The 16,400-nt window shown below is 72.8% G+C and carries 13 protein-coding genes; 4 read left to right on the forward strand and 9 right to left on the reverse strand.

What is annotated here, in order from left to right; genetic code table 11:
- Nucleotides 1-174: 174 nt before the first annotated feature.
- From HA039_RS15390 to HA039_RS15400, 3 genes are all read right to left on the reverse strand, one after another.
- Nucleotides 175-852 carry a DUF5063 domain-containing protein gene (locus HA039_RS15390; RefSeq protein ID WP_167029561.1) on the reverse strand — a complete coding sequence of 226 codons (678 nt, stop codon included), beginning with the start codon at nucleotides 850-852 and terminating at the stop codon, nucleotides 175-177.
- Nucleotides 845-1,444 carry a recombination mediator RecR gene (gene recR / locus HA039_RS15395; protein ID WP_161311300.1) on the reverse strand — a complete coding sequence of 200 codons (600 nt, stop codon included), beginning with the start codon at nucleotides 1,442-1,444 and terminating at the stop codon, nucleotides 845-847. The genes HA039_RS15390 and recR overlap by 8 nt, the downstream gene beginning before the upstream one ends.
- A 113-nt stretch (nucleotides 1,445-1,557) precedes the next feature.
- Nucleotides 1,558-1,893, reverse strand: a complete 336-nt coding sequence (locus HA039_RS15400) for a YbaB/EbfC family nucleoid-associated protein (RefSeq protein ID WP_167036853.1) — start codon at nucleotides 1,891-1,893, stop codon at nucleotides 1,558-1,560.
- A 318-nt stretch (nucleotides 1,894-2,211) separates the two neighbouring features.
- Here HA039_RS15400 and HA039_RS15405 point away from each other — a divergent pair, with 318 nt between their 5' ends.
- A complete protein-coding gene (locus tag HA039_RS15405) occupies nucleotides 2,212-3,129 on the forward strand; it encodes an SLATT domain-containing protein (RefSeq protein ID WP_243869458.1) in 918 nt (305 codons plus the stop codon).
- 86 nt (nucleotides 3,130-3,215) lie between these two features.
- On the opposite strand, the gene HA039_RS15410 is transcribed toward HA039_RS15405, so the two are convergent.
- The 6 genes from HA039_RS15410 to HA039_RS15435 all read right to left on the reverse strand — a co-directional run bounded on the left by HA039_RS15410 (nucleotide 3,216) and on the right by HA039_RS15435 (nucleotide 11,857).
- Nucleotides 3,216-3,866, reverse strand: coding sequence for a hypothetical protein (locus HA039_RS15410; protein WP_167036859.1), 651 nt, complete (start codon nucleotides 3,864-3,866; stop codon nucleotides 3,216-3,218).
- A 145-nt stretch (nucleotides 3,867-4,011) separates the two neighbouring features.
- Nucleotides 4,012-6,696 carry a dolichyl-phosphate beta-glucosyltransferase gene (locus HA039_RS15415; protein ID WP_167036862.1) on the reverse strand — a complete coding sequence of 895 codons (2,685 nt, stop codon included), beginning with the start codon at nucleotides 6,694-6,696 and terminating at the stop codon, nucleotides 4,012-4,014.
- A 98-nt stretch (nucleotides 6,697-6,794) separates the two neighbouring features.
- Nucleotides 6,795-7,478, reverse strand: a complete 684-nt coding sequence (locus HA039_RS15420; RefSeq protein ID WP_167029564.1) for a GntR family transcriptional regulator — start codon at nucleotides 7,476-7,478, stop codon at nucleotides 6,795-6,797.
- Nucleotides 7,479-7,556: 78 nt separating this feature from the next.
- Nucleotides 7,557-8,621 (reverse strand): PP2C family protein-serine/threonine phosphatase, encoded by a 1,065-nt coding sequence (locus tag HA039_RS15425; RefSeq protein WP_167036865.1) that lies wholly within the window; start codon nucleotides 8,619-8,621, stop codon nucleotides 7,557-7,559.
- 140 nt (nucleotides 8,622-8,761) lie between these two features.
- Nucleotides 8,762-10,192 carry an aspartate aminotransferase family protein gene (locus HA039_RS15430; RefSeq protein ID WP_167029567.1) on the reverse strand — a complete coding sequence of 477 codons (1,431 nt, stop codon included), beginning with the start codon at nucleotides 10,190-10,192 and terminating at the stop codon, nucleotides 8,762-8,764.
- 573 nt (nucleotides 10,193-10,765) lie between these two features.
- Complete coding sequence (locus HA039_RS15435) at nucleotides 10,766-11,857, reverse strand: GlxA family transcriptional regulator (RefSeq protein ID WP_167029570.1); 1,092 nt, start codon at nucleotides 11,855-11,857, stop codon at nucleotides 10,766-10,768.
- 175 nt (nucleotides 11,858-12,032) lie between these two features.
- Between HA039_RS15435 and HA039_RS15440 the strand changes: the two genes are divergently transcribed.
- From HA039_RS15440 to HA039_RS15450, 3 genes are all read left to right on the forward strand, one after another.
- A complete protein-coding gene (locus tag HA039_RS15440; RefSeq protein WP_167029573.1) occupies nucleotides 12,033-12,671 on the forward strand; it encodes an HD domain-containing protein in 639 nt (212 codons plus the stop codon).
- A gap of 286 nt (nucleotides 12,672-12,957) precedes the next feature.
- Entirely contained in the window at nucleotides 12,958-14,796 is a 1,839-nt protein-coding gene (locus tag HA039_RS15445) for a serine/threonine-protein kinase (protein WP_167029576.1), read from the forward strand.
- Between the two features lie 73 nt (nucleotides 14,797-14,869).
- Complete coding sequence (locus HA039_RS15450; RefSeq protein WP_167029581.1) at nucleotides 14,870-15,385, forward strand: GNAT family N-acetyltransferase; 516 nt, start codon at nucleotides 14,870-14,872, stop codon at nucleotides 15,383-15,385.
- Nucleotides 15,386-16,400 lie beyond the last annotated feature (1,015 nt).

The following is a 16,400-nucleotide window of genomic DNA, read 5'->3' on the forward strand; positions in this document are numbered from 1 at the left end:
CTCGCACGCCCCCACCAGACATACGGCGACAACGACCCCGAGGTTCAACTCCCCTGACAACCTGGCCGAAACCCCACCACCACACACCCCACCCAGACACTCAAGCCCCGTACCGAACAGACCAGTTGACGGTCCCTCAGCCGACGCGGGCCTGCGGGCGCGCGTTGTCGGCACTCACGGCCGGGCGGTCCGGGCCGGGAGGCCCAGGGGGCCGGCGATTTCTTCGGCCATTACTCGGCCCGCCTCTTCCGCCAGGGCGTCTTCCGCGTCCTCGCTGAGGTCCTGGTCCGTGTCCAGGCCGTCGAGGGCCGGGAGGGGCTGGTCCAGGCGGACGTGGGCGACCAGGGAGTGGAGGGCGCGGAGGGTGGCGGAGGCGGTGGAGCCCCAGTTCGAGAAGTACGAGAACTGCCACCACCACATCGCCTCGGTCGTCCGGCCCGCGCGGTAGTGCGCCAGGCCGTGGCGCAGGTCCGCCACCACCCCCGCGATGTCGTCCGAGATCCGCGCGGCGACCGGCGCCTTGCGGGGCTCGTACGGGTCGAAGACCTCCGAGTAGACGTCGATCGGCTCCAGGAGCAGGGCGAACCGCTCGCGCAGGTCGTCCGTGTCCGGCTCCGGGCCGAGGTCCGGCTCGTACCGCTCGTCGGGGAGGATGTCCTCGTGCGCGCCGAGCCGGCCGCCCGCCAGCATGAGCTGGGAGAACTCCAGCAGCAGGAACGGTACGGCGCTGTCCGGCTCGTCGCCCTTGGCGACCTCCGTGACCGCGACGATGAAGCTCTCGATCTGGTCGGCGATCTGGACCGCGAAGTCGTCCGGATCCTGATGAGCCGCGTGCAGCGTTGCGTCAGACATCGAGAAGTCGTCTCCCCTCGAAGGCACGCCCGAGCGTGACCTCGTCGGCATATTCGAGGTCGCCCCCCACGGGGAGACCGCTGGCCAGGCGTGTGACCCGCAGGCCCATCGGTTTGATCATGCGGGCGAGGTACGTCGCCGTCGCCTCGCCTTCCAGATTCGGGTCCGTCGCCAGGATCAGCTCCGTGACCGTGCCGTCGGCGAGGCGCGTGAGCAGCTCGCGGATCCGCAGGTCGTCCGGGCCGACCCCCTCGATCGGGCTGATCGCCCCGCCGAGGACGTGGTACTTCCCGCGGAACTCGCGCGTACGCTCCACCGCGACGACGTCCTTGGGCTCCTCCACCACACAGATCACCGTCACGTCCCGGCGGACGTCACGGCAGATCCCGCACAACTCCTCCTGCGCGACATTGCCGCACACCGCGCAGAACCTGACCTTGTCCTTGACCTCGAGGAGGGCGTGGGCGAGGCGGCGGACGTCGGTCTGCTCGGCCTGGAGGATGTGGAAGGCGATCCGTTGCGCACTCTTGGGGCCGACGCCGGGCAGCCTGCCCAGTTCGTCGATGAGGCCCTGAACCACGCCTTCGTACAACGGATTGCCTTTCCTGGTGCCGGGGTTGTGCGGGGTGCCGCGCCGGGTGTCCTGCTTCTACGTACCGTAGTTGGTACGCCCTTGCCCGGAGAAGGGCGGGCCGGAAGGGCGGGCTAGAAGGGCATCCCCGGCATGCCTCCCAAGCCCTGCGCCAGCGGGCCCAGCTTCTGCTGCTGGAGCTGGTGCGCGTTCTCGTTCGCGGCGTGGACCGCGGCGACGACAAGATCCGCGAGCGTCTCCGTGTCGTCCGGGTCCACGGCCTTCGGGTCGATGACAAGGGCGCGCAGCTCACCGGAGCCGTTGACCGTGGCCTTCACGAGGCCACCGCCCGCCTGCCCGTCGACCTCGGTCGCCGCGAGCTCTTCCTGTGCCTGTGCGAGCTCCTGCTGCATCTTCTGGGCCTGCTGGAGGAGCTGCTGCATGTTCGGCTGACCACCACCGGGAATCACGGTCACTCCTGGCATTTCGACGACGTTCTGTCCGTAAGCCGAGCCTACGTGGTCCCCGAGCGGCGCGCCCTACCCCGAGGGGACCAACTCTTTCGAGTGAGTGCCACGGGCTCCTCTACCTGATCAACACGCCCGTGCGGGCGGAAACCCCTGGATTTCGACCCTCCGGCCCACCATTCGGCGGTAGGAAGTGCATGCGCGTCCACATCCGTCGTCACGACGTCACACATAGTCACGACGTGTAGTCACAGCCACGAAGCGTCACGCAACACAGCGTGCCCGCAGATCCGTCACAGCAGATCGCAGAGGAGTGCCCCGGTGAGCCAGCCGGAGATGCAGCCCGGAGGCCCCGCCCGGGAGGAGGACCCCTCGGACCACTCGTACCCGGCCAACCCGCCCAACCCGTCCCACCCGTCCAATCCGGCCAATCCGGCCGACCCGTCCCCTCACCACCCGGACCCCTCGGACCACCCGGACGCGTCGGGCCGGCCCGGACCCCCGGACGCCGCCGATCCCGCGTCCGGCCGCTCCACCCGATCCGGCCGCCCCGCCTGCCCGCCCGTCGGCGACCTGACCGGCGGCCCCTTCCCGCTGGGGGACTGGGGCGAGCCGGCCGAGCGGCTGGACGAGCTGTACCGGTGGGCCGAGAGCGGGGCACTGCGCACGGTCGCCTGGTACCTCGCCGACCGGGTACGCAAGCGGCGCGCCGCGTGCGTCCTGCGGGCCTCCACGGCTTTCGGCGTCGTCGCGGGTACGGCCCTGCCGCTGCTCGACCTCACCCGGGCGCTGCCCGGAGCCGCCGGCTGGGGGTACGTCTCGCTGCTGCTGGGCGCGGCCTGCGTGGGGTGCGACCGGTACTTCGGCCTCACGTCCGGGTGGATGCGGTCGGTCGCGACGGCCCAGGCCGTACAGCGCCGGCTCCAGACGTTCCAGTTCGACTGGGCGTCGGAGAGCGTACGGGAGGTGCTGGGCCCCGCCGAGGGCACCGCGAGCGAGGCGGCGGAGCGGTGCCTGAACGTGTTGCGGCGCTTCTCCGAGGACGTGACGGAGTTAGTTCGGTCGGAGACCGCGGACTGGATGGTGGAGTTCCGGTCGGGACCCGCCCCGCTGGTCATGCAGTCCCTCGCGAGCGGCGGGGGACGGCAGGACGCGGGGCCGGGGCCGGGGCGCTTCCCGCTGCCCCCGGGCACCCGCCCCAACATGCCGCGCCAGCGCCCCCCGGAGTCGCCCCGCTAGGCAGGGGGTGGGGGACGGGGCGCGGGGCGGAGGTACGACGCGGGCGCGGGGCGGGGGCGTGACCTCCCGCCCCGGCACCCCCGTCGTCAGCTGAAGACGATCATCGAGCCTTGCGCCAGGCTCCTCGTGGCCGCCGCGTGCAGGCCCAGCCACACGTGGCGTTCCCGGGCGAACGGACTGTCGTCGTACGGGATCGGGTTCGCCGGCTCCTCCAGGGAGGTCGGCCGGTCCGGCGGGGTCGGGGGCGCCGGCGGGTTGGCCGGGTCGATACCGATCGACGCGGCGACGAATTCGAGCTCCCGCAGCAGACCGTGCGTGGAGCCCAGCGGGCCACCGCCCGCGAGGAGTTCCTCGTTCGACAGAGGTACGGCGAAGTCCACCGGGACGTACGCGCCCGCGTGGTCGTAGTGCCAGACCAGGTGCGACTGCTGGGCCGTCGACTCGAACATCTCCAGCAACTGTTCGTAGTCACCGCCCAGTTCGCCGACCGGCGTGACCGCCAGGCCGCACACCTGGAGCAGGTACACGCGCCGCAGGAAGTGCAGCGCGTCGTAGTCGAATCCGGCGACGGGGGCGACGTCCCCCGAGAGGCCCGGCATGTAGGCGAAGACGGGGACGGACGGGAGCCCGGCGTCGCCGAGCGCCTTGTCGTAGACGGCGATCTCTTCGGCGAAGGGGTTGTCGGGGCTGTGGCACAGCACATCGACGAGGGGGACCAACCACAGGTCACAGGCCAAGGGAGGCTCGCTCTCCAACGAGTTCGTACGCGTGCGCGCGATGGTCACGATGGTCGGGACAGCGTAGTGCGGCGGGCACGTTCCGCGAAGGGTGCCGGTCGACCGGCCTTTCCCCCTCACTATGCCCTTGCCTTCTCACTATGCGTCACCCCGCGGCCCCCGCCGCGCGCGCCCCCGCCCCCGTCGGCGGCAGGTCCCAGATCCAGGCGCCGTCGACCCGCTTCCCCGGTTCGCCGAGCAGCTTCTCCACCGTCTCGTACAGCGCCGCGTCGTTCGGCTGCGGCGCGAGCACCACCACCCCGGCCTTCCAGAACGCGAGGTCGAAGCGCGCCTGCGCCTGCTGCCCCGGCCCGATGGGCGGCACCTGGCCGGTGTTACGGACCTCACGCAGCCAGTTCGAGGTGAAGCGCGGGGACGCCCCGTAGATGCCTCTCCGGTCCGGGCCCCAGGGCCCGTTGAAGTACCCGCCGGGCACGGAGAACCCGAGCCCGGACGCCGACTGCCAGTGCAGGGCCTCCGCGTCACCGGGATCCGGCAGCGGTACGGGCACGACGGACTCGCCCGGCGAGACGTACGACCGGTACGTGCCGTCCGCGATGAACGCCGGGACGTCGGGCCGCTCCCGTACCGGCATCGGCGTCGGGATGATCGGGATCAGCGCCGTCGCCAGCGCCGCGAGGCCGACGAGCCGGTCGGAACGCCGGGGAAGGACCCCCTCGTCCCCCAGCCGGTCCGCCGCCAGCGCCACCAGCGCGCCCAGCGCCGGGGCGCAGATCATCGCCACCCTCGACTCGATGACCGACTCGAAGAGCGGCTGGTGCGCGAGGACCCGCCAGGGGCCGGGCAGCACCACGTCCGTGAAGGGGATCCGTACCCTCGGCCCCAGCGAGAGCAGCGCGGCGGCCGCCGCCGTGAACGCCAGGGCCCGCACTGCCGCCAGCCGCCACAGCCACACCACCAGACCCCCGGACAGGGCGATCAACGGCCAGCCGTAGAAGGCGTTCTGCTCGGTACGGTTCATGGCGAGCGGGTCCGCCGCCGCCTCCGTACCGAAGAGCGCGCGTCCGGAGAAGTGGAGGAAGGACAGCGGGCTGTTGCCGGCGTTGTCGCCGTGCAGGACGCTGTGGTAGCTCTGCGGGCCGAAGAACTGCCAGTACAGCGGGAACGCGAGCAGCGGCAGGCACACCTGGAGCGCGTACCCGAGCCCCCGCAGCAGGGGGCGGACCGACGCCTTCGCCACGTCGCGGCGCTGGAAGGCGTACGCGAGCGCGAAGAGCAGCATGCCCATGACGGCGAGCAGGAGGGGTTCCTCGCCGAGGAAGATCTGGTACGTCACGAAGAGGCCGAGCAGCACACCGTCCCGGGCCACCCGCTTCGGGGCGGCGCCCGCCGCCACCGCGTCACCGGGACCCGCCTCGCCGGGGGCCGCCCCCGCCGCTGCCGCCGCGTCGCACAGTCGCAGCGCCCGGTCGATGATCACCGGAATCATGAACAGCACGAGAAAGTTGGGGTGCGCGTTCGCGTGGGACATCATCGGCGGCGCGAACGCGGCCAGCGCCGCGCCGAGCGCGGCCGCCCAGCGGTTACGCGTCAGCCGGCGGGCGAACAGCCAGTACCAGGCCGTCGCCGTCGCCGCCAGCCCGAAGGTCAGGACGAACGCCCAGGTCACGGTCGGCCCGAAGAGGAGCGTGACGGGCGTGAGGGGGACGGAGAGGCCGAGCATGACGGTGTTCGCCATGAGGTTCACGCCGTCGGGGAAGTTCTGGAAGGTCGTGAACAGCGGGTTGTGGAGGTGCCGGACGTTGTCGGCGGTGACCGCGAAGAACCACTCCCACTGGTTCTGGTCCGACCCGGAGTCGGCGAGGTAGGAGTGGTCGAGGTCGCTCCAGAGGCCCTTGTAGAGGAAGAGCGCGGCGAGGACGAAGAGGACCGTCACCGTCAGGTCCACCGGCCGCAGGCCGGACGTCCCCGGGCCGGACGTCCCCGGGTTCGGCGCCTCCGAGCCGGACGGCCGGGAACCGGAGGCCCAGCGGGCCCAGCGGGCCGAACGCGACCGGCCCGCCTTGAGCCGTACCAGCTCCAGCAGCACCCGGACGTAGTCCAACGGCCGCACCTTGGAGCCCGGTTGGTGCGCCCAGCGCACCGGGACCTCCGTCACCGGCCAGCCCGCGCGCCGGAAGTACCGCAGTATCTCGACGTCGATGCCCCACCCGTCCAGCCGCGACGCGCCGAACGCGGCGCGCGCCTGGTCGCCGTCGAACAGCTTGAAGCCGCACTGGGTGTCCTCTATGCCGTCGACCGCGACGGCCTGTATGAGCCGGTTGCCGAGCCGCCCCAGCCACTCCCGCAGCGCCCACTGGCGCACCTCGATCCGGGCGTCGGGGTGGGCGCGGGAGCCGATCGCGGCGCCGAGGCCGTCGTCCGCGGCCTGCTCGCCGAGCCGCTTGTCGAGCTGGTCCAGCTCCTCGATCGGGGTCGCGAGGTCCGCGTCGGTGAGCAGGACACGCCGGCCGTACGAGGCGAGGACGCCGAGGCGCAGCGCGTGGCCCTTGCCGTGGTTGCCGGGGCTGCGGACCAGCCGGACGCGCGGTTCCTCGGCGGCGGCGGCCTCGGCGATCGCGACCGTCCCGTCCGACGAGCCGTCGTCCACCACGATCAGCTCCCACACGCCCCAGCGGCCCGGGTCGGCGGCGAGGTGGGCGCGGATGGCGTCGAGGGTGGGGCGCAGGCGCGCCTCCTCGTTGTAGGCGGGGACGACGACAGAGAGGGTGACGTCGGTGTTGCGCGGCCGGCCGGCCGCGGCGTCCGCGACCCGCGACTCCTCGGCCACACCCGCCCCCGTACGCGTATCCGTATCCGTACGCGTATCCGTATCCGTACCGGCGCCCGACTCCCCGGCCCCGCCCGGCTCCCCCGCCTTGTCCGCGCTCACCTGTGTGTACTTTCCAGTCGGTCCGCCCACTTGCGGGCGTGCTCGTCGTACTCCCCGATCACCGCCCGGACCGCCCCGGCGTCCCCCAGGGTGATCGCGTCGACCAGCGGTTCGTGCCCGCTCCACAGCCACTTCTCGCCCTCGGCGTCCGCCCGCAGGAACGGGACGGAGAACACCCACGCCTGCACCCGCATCCGGTGCAGGAACTCGCACACGTACCGGTTGGCGATCAGCGCGCCCAACTCCCGCCAGAAGCGCAGGTCGTACCCGATGAGAATGTCCAGGTCCCCGGCGCGCGCCGCCCGCGCGGCCTCCTCGGCCCTGCGCCGTACCGACACCAGCGACTCGCCGTGCGCCCTGGCCGCGAGGCCCGCGCCGTCGAGCCTGCGGACCACCCCGTCCACGACCAGCGAGCGCGCCTCGACCATGCCCCGGAAGTCCTCGACGGTGAACTCGTGGACGTGGAAGCCGCGATGCTGGTCGGAGTCGAGCAGACCCTGCGCGGAGAGGTCGACGAGCGCCTCGCGCACGGGCGTCGCGGAGACCCCGTACTGGTCGGCGATGTGCTTGACCGTGAATTCCTGGCCCGGCAGCAGACGCCCGGCGAGCACTTCGTCACGCAGCGCGTCCGCGATCTGCTGCCGCAAGGTGCTGCGGGTCACAGCTCCGCTGGCAGGCATGGTGGTACGTCCCCTCGTCCGGCTCCCGACACCCTAAGCCAGCGCGCGAGGGGCGATGTCACGCCCGGGCCCCCGCCCTCACCCCTTGGGCGCCGCGCCCGCCGCTTCCGGTGGGGTCCTGCGTACGGCCAGGACCGCGATGTCGTCGTCCAGTCCCCCCGCGCTGTGCTGGAGGAGCGCCCGGTGCAGCTGGTCGAGCAGGGGCCGCGGCGGTACGGACGTCCGCTCCCCCGCCCACGCGGCGAGCGGGAAGAACGCGCCGTCGCCGTCCCGCGTCTCGGTGACGCCGTCGGTGTAGAGGAGGAGTTGGTCGCCGGGCACGAACGGCACCTCCTCCGCGTGGTACGCCCCGCCCAGCAGCGTCGCGAGGTTGATGGGCGGGGACGACGTGCGCGGGGTGAGGGAGCGGATGCGGCCGTCGTGCGTCAGGAGGACCGGCGGGTGCCCGCAGCTCAGGATCCGGGCGTGCGAGCCGTGCGTGGGGATCTCGGCGAGGACGGCGGTGGCGAACAGCTCGGAGGCGTCGGGGCCCGGGCCGGCCGCCTCGTAACGGCCGACGGTGGTGTCCAGGCGCCGCGCGAGCACCCCGAGGTCCGGCGCGTCGTACGCCGCCTCCCGGAACGAGCCCAGCACGGCCGAGGCCACCCCGACCGCGTCCAGCCCCTTGCCGCGTACGTCGCCGATGATCAGCCGGAGCCCGTGGGCGGTGTCGGCGACCGCGTAGAAGTCGCCGCCGACCCGGGCCTGGGGGGCGGCGGCCACGTACAGCGTCTCGATCCTCACGCACCCGATGCGGGCGGGCACGGGCCGCAGCAGGACCCGCTGGGTGGTGTCGGCGACGGCCCTGACCTCGGCGAGCGTGTCCTCCCGCTGGAGGCGCAGATGGCTGGCGTAGGCGGCGGCCAGCGTGACCGCGCCGATGGCACCGGCGGTGTAGAGGGTCGAGTCGTGGTCGGCGAACATCGAGTACGCGATGACACCCAGCGCGCAGATCACGCCGAGCCCGAGGGTGGCCGCCACGGACCACAGCGACGCGGCCAGGGCGGGCGCGGCGGGCAGGAGGCGGGTGAAGGGGACCTCGGGGGGCGTGAAGATCGCCAGGAGGGCGATCACGGCGGTCAGGACCGCGGGCGTCCAGAGCATGGGATCCCGCCGCCCGTGGACAGGTCGGCGGGACGGGAACAACCGACCGAGTCCGCTCACACAACGCACCATACCTACATGTTCCACCCACCTGACGCTCCCTCAGCGCGGCTTGCCGCCTGCCGCCTCCCGCCTGCTGTCTACCGCTCGCCGCCCGCCGCCCGCCGCTGGACCGTGTACTCGTCCGCGACCCCCAGCGCCACGTCCAGGGCGGCCAGGCCCTCCTTCGCCTCCGCCTCCGTGACGTTGCAGGCGGGGACGGCGTGGGTGCGGTTCATGTTCACGAAGGGCCACAGGCCGTTCCGCTTGCAGGCGGCGGCGAACGCGGCCATGGGGGCGTTCGCCTCACCCGTCGCGTTGTACGGGACGAGCGGCTCGCGCGTCTCCCTGTCCCGTACGAGATCCAGCGCCCAGAACACCCCCGTCCCCCGCACCTCCCCCACCGACGGGTGCCGCTCCGCCAGGTCGCGCAGGCCCGGGCCGAGGACGGTCGCGCCGATGTGCGCGGCGTGCTCGACGACCTTCTCGTCTTCCATCACCCGGAGCGTGGCGACGGCCGCCGCGCAGGCCAGCGGGTGGCCGGAGTACGTGAGACCGCCGGGGTACGGGCGGGTCGCGAAGGTCTCCGCGATCGCCGCCGAGATCGCGACCCCGCCGAGCGGTACGTAACCGGAGTTGACGCCCTTCGCGAAGGTCAGCAGGTCGGGTACGACGTCGAAGTGGTCGGCCGCGAACCACTCCCCCGTACGCCCGAATCCCGCCATCACCTCGTCCAGTACGAAGACGATCCCGTGCCGGTCGCAGATCTCGCGCACCCCCGCGAGGTAGCCGGGCGGCGGCATCATGATCCCGGCCGTGCCGGGGACGGTCTCCAGGATGACCGCCGCGACGGTCTCGGGCCCCTCGAAGGCGATGGTCGCCTCCAGGTGCTCCAGCGCGCGTGCGCACTCCTCGGCCTCCGTCGAGGCGTAGAACGGGGAGCGGTAGAGGAACGGCGTCCAGAAGTGCACGACCCCGGCGGTGCCGCTGTCCGACGCCCAGCGGCGAGGGTCGCCGGTCACGTTGATCGCGGTGGTCGTCCCGCCGTGGTACGAGCGGTACGCCGACAGCACCTTCGGGCGGCCGGTGTGCAGCCGGGCCATCCGGAGGGCGTGCTCGACGGCGTCGGCGCCCCCGTTGGTGAAGAAGATCTTGTCGAGGTCGCCCGGGGTGCGGGCGGCGATGAGGCGCGCCGCCTCGGACCGTACGTCGAGCGCGAAAGCGGGCGCGAAGGTCGTGAGCCGGGCCGCCTGTTCCTGGATCGCCGCGACGACGGTGGGGTGCTGGTAGCCGATGTTGGTGAAGACGAGGCCGCTGGTGAAGTCGAGGTAGCGGTTGCCTTCGTAGTCCCAGAAGTACGCGCCCTCGGCGCCGGCGACGGCGAGCGGGTCGATCAGCTCCTGGGCGGACCAGGAGTGGAACACGTGCGCACGGTCGGCGGCCTTCACGGCCGCACCGGCCCGGGGGTCGGCGAGCGGGGCGGCGGACGCGGGGGCGTGCGAGGGCGCGTGCGACGGGACAGGAGGGGTCATGGGGCCCAGGGTAGGGAGACGCGGGTGGCGGGCGTCATCGCCATCTTGTATGGCGTCGGCCACTTTGCTGGGCAAGGTGTCGAACGGGGTGCAGGGGGCTCGCGCCGGCGGGCCGGTGCAGGGGGGCTGGTGCCGGTGGGCCGGTGCAGGGGCCCGGGTGGCCGCCCGGGGCCGGGGTGCCGGGGTTCCCGCCCGGGACCGCGGTGCGGGTGCGGGAGTGCCGGGGTTCCCGCCCGGGACCGCGGTGCGGGTGCGGGGGTGCCGGGGTTCTCGCCCGGGACCGCAGTGCGGGTGCGGGGGTGCCGGGGTGCCTGTGCCGGGGTGCCCGCCCAGGACCAGAGTGCCAGGGCCGGGATGTGCGGATGCCGGGGTTCCCGCCCGGGACCGCGGTGCGAGTGCGGGAGTGCCGGAGTGCCTGTGCCGGGGTGCCCGCCCAGGACCAGAGTGCCGGGGCCGGGATGTGCGGATGCCGGGGTTCCCGCCTGGGACCAGGATGCCAGTGCCGGGGGCCCGCCCGGGGCCGAGGTGCCGAGGCGGGGACGGGTATGCCCGCCCGGCACGGGGAGGTCGGCGTCAGCGGCTGCGCGCGCCTCCTCCCGCCTTCGCCCCCGCTGCCGCCCGGGTCCCCTCAGCCCCAGCCCTCGTCCCAGCCCGCGCCCCCGCGCCCTCCCCCGTCGTACGGAACCGCGCCCGGTACGTCGACGGGGTCACCCCCAGGTGTCGCAGGAACACCCGTCGCAGCGACTCGTCACTCCCCAGCCCGCTCCGCCGCGCCGCCCCCGTCACCGTCTCCCCCGCCTCCAGCAGCGCCTGCGCCGCCTCCAGCCGTACGGACTCGACGTACGCGGCCGGCGTGCTGCCGACCTGCTCGTTGAACAGTCGCGTCAGGTGCCGGGCGCTCAGCCCCCCGCGCCGCGCGAGCGCCGGGAGCGAGTGGTCGGCGGCCGGGTCGCCGGCCATCTCGTCCAGCAGCCCGCGCAGCACGTCGTGCCGGGGGCTCGGCGTGCGCGCCGCGACCGAGAACTGCGACTGCCCGCCCGGCCGCCGCAGGAACACCACGAGGTCCCGCGCCACCTCGCGCGCCAGACCGGCGCCCTCGTCGTCCTCGACCAGCGCGAGCGCCAGGTCGATGCCCGCGGTGACGCCCGCCGACGTGTACATGTGCCCGTCCCGTACGAAGATCGCGTCCGGGTCGACGGTGACCGCCGGGTGGCGGCGGGCCAGGACCGCCGCGTGCCGCCAGTGCGTGGTCGCGCGCCGGCCGTCCAGCAGCCCGGCCGCGGCCAGCGCGAACGCGCCCGTACAGACGGACGCGACCCGCGCGCACCGCCCGGCGAGGAGCGTGACCGCGTCGAGAAGCCCGTCCGGCGGCGGGTGGTGCGGCAGGTCCTCCGAGCCCGGGACGATCACCGTGTGGACCTCGCCGACCTCGGACACGGCCGCGTCGGCGTGCAGCCGGGTCCCGGTGGAGGTGATGACGGGCGCGCCGTCCGCCGAACAGACGGTCAGCGCGTACGCACCACCGAGCCCGGCCGCCGTGGCGAAGACCTCCAGGGGCGCGGCGACATCCATCAGCCGAACGCCGTCGTAGACGAACACGACGACGTCCCGGGGCTCGCCACGCCGCTTTCGCGTCTTCCGTACCCGCTGCTGCCTGCCATCCATCCCTCCACGGTAGCCCGGACCCATGTCCGAATGTGTGGGATGTACGTCTCCGTAGACATGGCGGACCACCCGAGCCCGAGCGGAGAGTAGGGAGAACAGAAGGCAGCCGCACCCCCCGCCGCGCCACCCCCGGCCGCACCCCCCGGCCGCACCCCCACAGGAAAGGCTCCCCGCCATGCCCGAGATCGTCGCCGGTATCGAGATCCCCGACAGCACGCTCGCCAGGGAGGCCACGGAGCTGGTCAGGGACACCGCGAGCCCGCTGCTGTACGACCACTCCCGCCGCGTCTTCCTGTTCGGCTCGCTCCAGGGGCGGCGGCGCGGACTCCCGTACGACCCCGAGCTGCTCTACGTCGGCGCGATGTTCCACGACCTCGGGCTGACCGAGGGCTACCGGACCTCGCAGCAGCGGTTCGAGATCGACGGCGCCGACGCGGCCCGCGACTTCCTGCTGCGCCACGGCCTCTCGCGGGACAGCGCGCGCATCGCGTGGACCGCGATCGCGCTGCACACGACACCCGAGATCCCGGCCCACATGGAGCCGGAGGTGGCGCTGGTGACGGCGGGGGTGGAGTTCGACGTCCTCGGGATGGGGCTGGACGTCGTCCCCGAGGAGGTCAGGGCCGAGGTGGTGGCGGCGCACCCGAGGCCGGACTTCAAGCGGCGGATCCTCCAGGCGTTCACGGAGGGCATCGAACACCGCCCGCAGACGGCCTTCGGGAACGTGAAGGCGGACGTGCTGGCGCACTTCTCGCCGGGCTTCGTCCGTACGGACTTCGTCGAGGTGATCGAGAACTCGGCGTGGCCGGAGTGAGACGAGCCGAGGTCGGCTCCGCCGGCCGACCGGACGCCCCCCTCGCCTAGCCCCCCGACCCCCCGACCCGGCGCGCCCGGCGCCCTCCGCCCCGAGGGCGCCGGGCGCGTCGTACTCACTCCATGCGCCCGGGGCGGAGATCTGTCCGAAAAGCACGAGGAACTACCTTCGGATAGTCGACGGTTCCGGCCGCTTCATGCGAGATGATCCAGGGCGTGACAGTGGCGTGGCCCGCGATGGATCGGGAGCGCCGGGTGCGTCAGGTTCGGGGAGGGGCCGCGCGGCCATGGAAAGACTCGTAGCAGATGATCCGCAACACATCGGCTCCTACCGGCTGTTGGCACGCCTCGGGGTGGGCGGCATGGGCCGGGTGTACCTGGCGCGCTCGAACCGGGGACGTACCGTCGCCGTCAAGCTCGTACGGCGGGATCTGGCCGAACGGGAGGAGTTCCGCAGCCGGTTCCGGCAGGAGGTGGCGGCGGCGCGGCGCGTCGGGGGCGCGTGGACGGCGCCGGTGCTCGACGCCGACACGGAGGCGGAGGTGCCCTGGGTCGCGACCGGGTACGTGGCGGGGCCGACGCTCCAGACGATCGTCTCGGGCGACGACGGCACCGGCTCCGGCCACGGCCCGCTGCCCGAACGCTCCGTACGCGTCCTCGCGTCGGGCCTCGCCCGCGCGCTCCAGGACATCCACGCGGCGGGGCTGATCCACCGCGACCTCAAGCCGTCCAACGTCCTGGTGACGATCGAGGGCCCGCGTGTCATCGACTTCGGCATAGCCCGCGCGCTGGAGTCGGTCGGCGAGGACGGCCTGACCAGGACCGGCGCGCTGATGGGCTCGCCGGGCTTCATGGCACCGGAACAGGTGCGGGGCGACCGGGTGACGGCCGCGTGCGACATCTTCTGCCTGGGCTCGGTCCTGGTGTACGCGGCGACGGGCCGGCAGCCGTTCGGCGCGGCGGACAGCGGGATACCGGCGCTGCTGTTCCGTATCGCGCAGGAGGAACCGGACCTGTCCGACCTCCCCGACGGGCTAAGGGAGTTGACAGCCCACTGCCTCCAGAAGGACCCGGCCGCCCGCCCGACGACGACGGACGTGCTGGCCCGCCTGGCGGACACCCACCAGGGCCCGAGCACGAGCGGCGAACCGTGGCTGCCGGGCGGCCTGCTGGCCCAACTGGGCCAGGGCGCGGTGGAGTTGCTCAACCAGGAGGACCCGGCGACGCAGGGACGGGGAACGCCCACCCCCGGAACGCACGAACTACCGACAGCGCGCGCCACGACCCCACCCCAACTGCCCCTGCCGCAGGCGACCCTCCAGCCACCGTACGGATACCCCCGGACCCCCCAGACCTCGCAAACCTCGCAGACCCAACCAACTCCCCAACCACCCAACGGCTTCGGCCCCCCGACACCCCCCGGGGCCCCGTTCGGCCCCACACCACCGTACGGAGCGACCCCGCCCTACGGAGCGACCCCGCCGCACGGAGCGACCCCGCCGTACGAACCGATCAGCCCCACCCCGTACGACCCACAGACCCCACCCCCCGAACCACCGCCCCGCAACAAGCGCGCGACCGTCGCGCTGATCCTGGTGGCCCTGATCGTGGCGATCGGCGCGGGCGGTTCGGTGTACGCGTTCATGGACGGCGGCGGCACGAGCGACAACAAGGCCCGCTCGACCGACACCCGCACCTCCGCCCCCACCCCACCAACGGACCAATCCCCACCCCCATCCGTCTCCCCCTCCCCGTCCCCATCGGAGACGCCGGGCGAGGTACCGAAGGAGTACCTGGGCACCTGGACGGGCGGTGTCGACACCGGTACGGGCACGAACACCCGCGAACTGGTCATCACCCAGGGCAAGGTGGGCGAGACGGTCCTCTCCCTCACGGCGGACGGCCCGACGGACACCGGCACGTACCACTGCGTCTTCGAAGCCCCCCTGGCCGCCGCCCCCACCCCGGGCAAACCGGTCCGCATCGGCCCGTCGAAGGTCACGGTCGGCGAACCGGCGGAGTCCTGCTCACCGGGCAACCCGACAGAACTGAAGCTACTCACCGACGGCAGACTGAGCCGCACCACAACAACCGGCGAGAAGCTGACGTACACAAAGTCGAACTGAACCGGGCAACAGCCCGCGCGGGCACGGCAAATCTCCTTTGCGGGGCGTCCACCACCCACCCCACACTGACGCCATGCTGATCCGCCGCGAGACCCCAGCCGACCACCCCGCCGTACGCGCCGTCACGGCAGCCGCCTTCGCCCGCCCGGAACAGCCGGTGCCCATCGAGGTCACTCTGCTGGACGCGCTGCGCGCGTCCGACGCCTGGCTCCCCGCGCTCTCCCTCGTGGCGACGGACGACGAGGGCGCGGTGGTCGGCCACGTCGTCTGCACACGCGGCCACGTCGACACCACCCCGGTCCTGGGCCTCGGCCCCCTGAGCGTGGCCCCCGCCCACCAGCGCCGCGGGGTGGGCCTGGCCCTGATGCACGCCACACTGGGCGCGGCCGACGCCCTGGACGAACCCCTGGTGGCCCTCCTAGGCAACCCGGCGTACTACACCCGCTACGGCTTCCGCCGGAGCACCGACCACCACATCACCCCACCGAACGCGTCCTGGGGCCCGCACTTCCAGGTCCGCACCCTGACGGCGTACAGCAACGACCTACAGGGCCAGTTCGCGTACGCGGAGCCGTTCGACGAGGTGTAGGGGGGGTTCAGACGAAGACGTAGTCGGGGTGGGCCGGGTTGTTCGGTGAACGTGGGGGCCGCCCCTTGCTGTTGAGTGTCGCGGTTTCGGGGCGGGCGTCAAGGGCGCTCCTTCGTCGCGTCGGCTCCGCCGATTCCGCTTCGCTCCACCCTTGACCCCCGCCCCGAAACCGCAAGTGAAGGCGGAGGGGGGCGGCCCGGGGGAGGGGTCCCCGGAGGGCCTGTTTGTTGTCGGGGTTTCGTTGCGGTCTGCGGCTCCGGTTGGGGGGTTGCGCACCACTTGAATGGGGCGGCAGGCCTCGGCTCAGCGGCTGGAAAGCTGTCTGTTGGCGGGTGCGCAAGCACCGTGTCTGAGATTCGTGCTCAGCTGCGGGGTGGGGTGAGGGATATCCCATCCGGCAGCCAGGACACCCCCATTCACCCAGCCTCGGGATTCCCCTGGCGGCCTTTCCACCCCAGCCTTGCGTCCTGCGTTCCGTTGACCGGAACCCAGGACACACAACCCGCCGGATAGGGCCGGGGAAGGGATGGGATGGGGCCTGCCAGCCGCCTCACTCACCCCACCAACCCCATCAACCCCACCCGCCTCCCGGCGTGGGGGTGATGTCCGCATAACGGCCGGGGAGGCGGCAACCGACGGCTGAAACCACCCCACCACCCACTCCAGCCCACCCATATGCCCTATTTGCCCTGACTCGGGAGCCCTCCGGCGGCCCTTCCTCCCCGGTCTTGCGTGCTGTGTTCCGTTAGTGCATACCCAGGGCACATCACCGGCCGGAAGGGGGGAAACTGCCCGCCTGCCCCCTTCTGCCTCCCCTTCCACCCACCCAGCCCAGACACGGTGCTTGCACACCCGCCAACAGACGGCCAGCTAGCCGCTGAGCCGAGGCCCGCCGCCCCATTCAAGTCGTGCGCAAACCCAGCCCCGAGCCGCAGACCGCGACGAAAGCCCGGCAACAAACAAGCCCCCCGGGGGACCCCTCCCCCGGGCCGCCCCCCCTCGGCCTTCACTTGCG

Origin of the sequence: Streptomyces liangshanensis (assembly GCF_011694815.1) — a bacterium.
Taxonomy (GTDB): Bacteria; Actinomycetota; Actinomycetes; order Streptomycetales; family Streptomycetaceae; genus Streptomyces; species Streptomyces liangshanensis.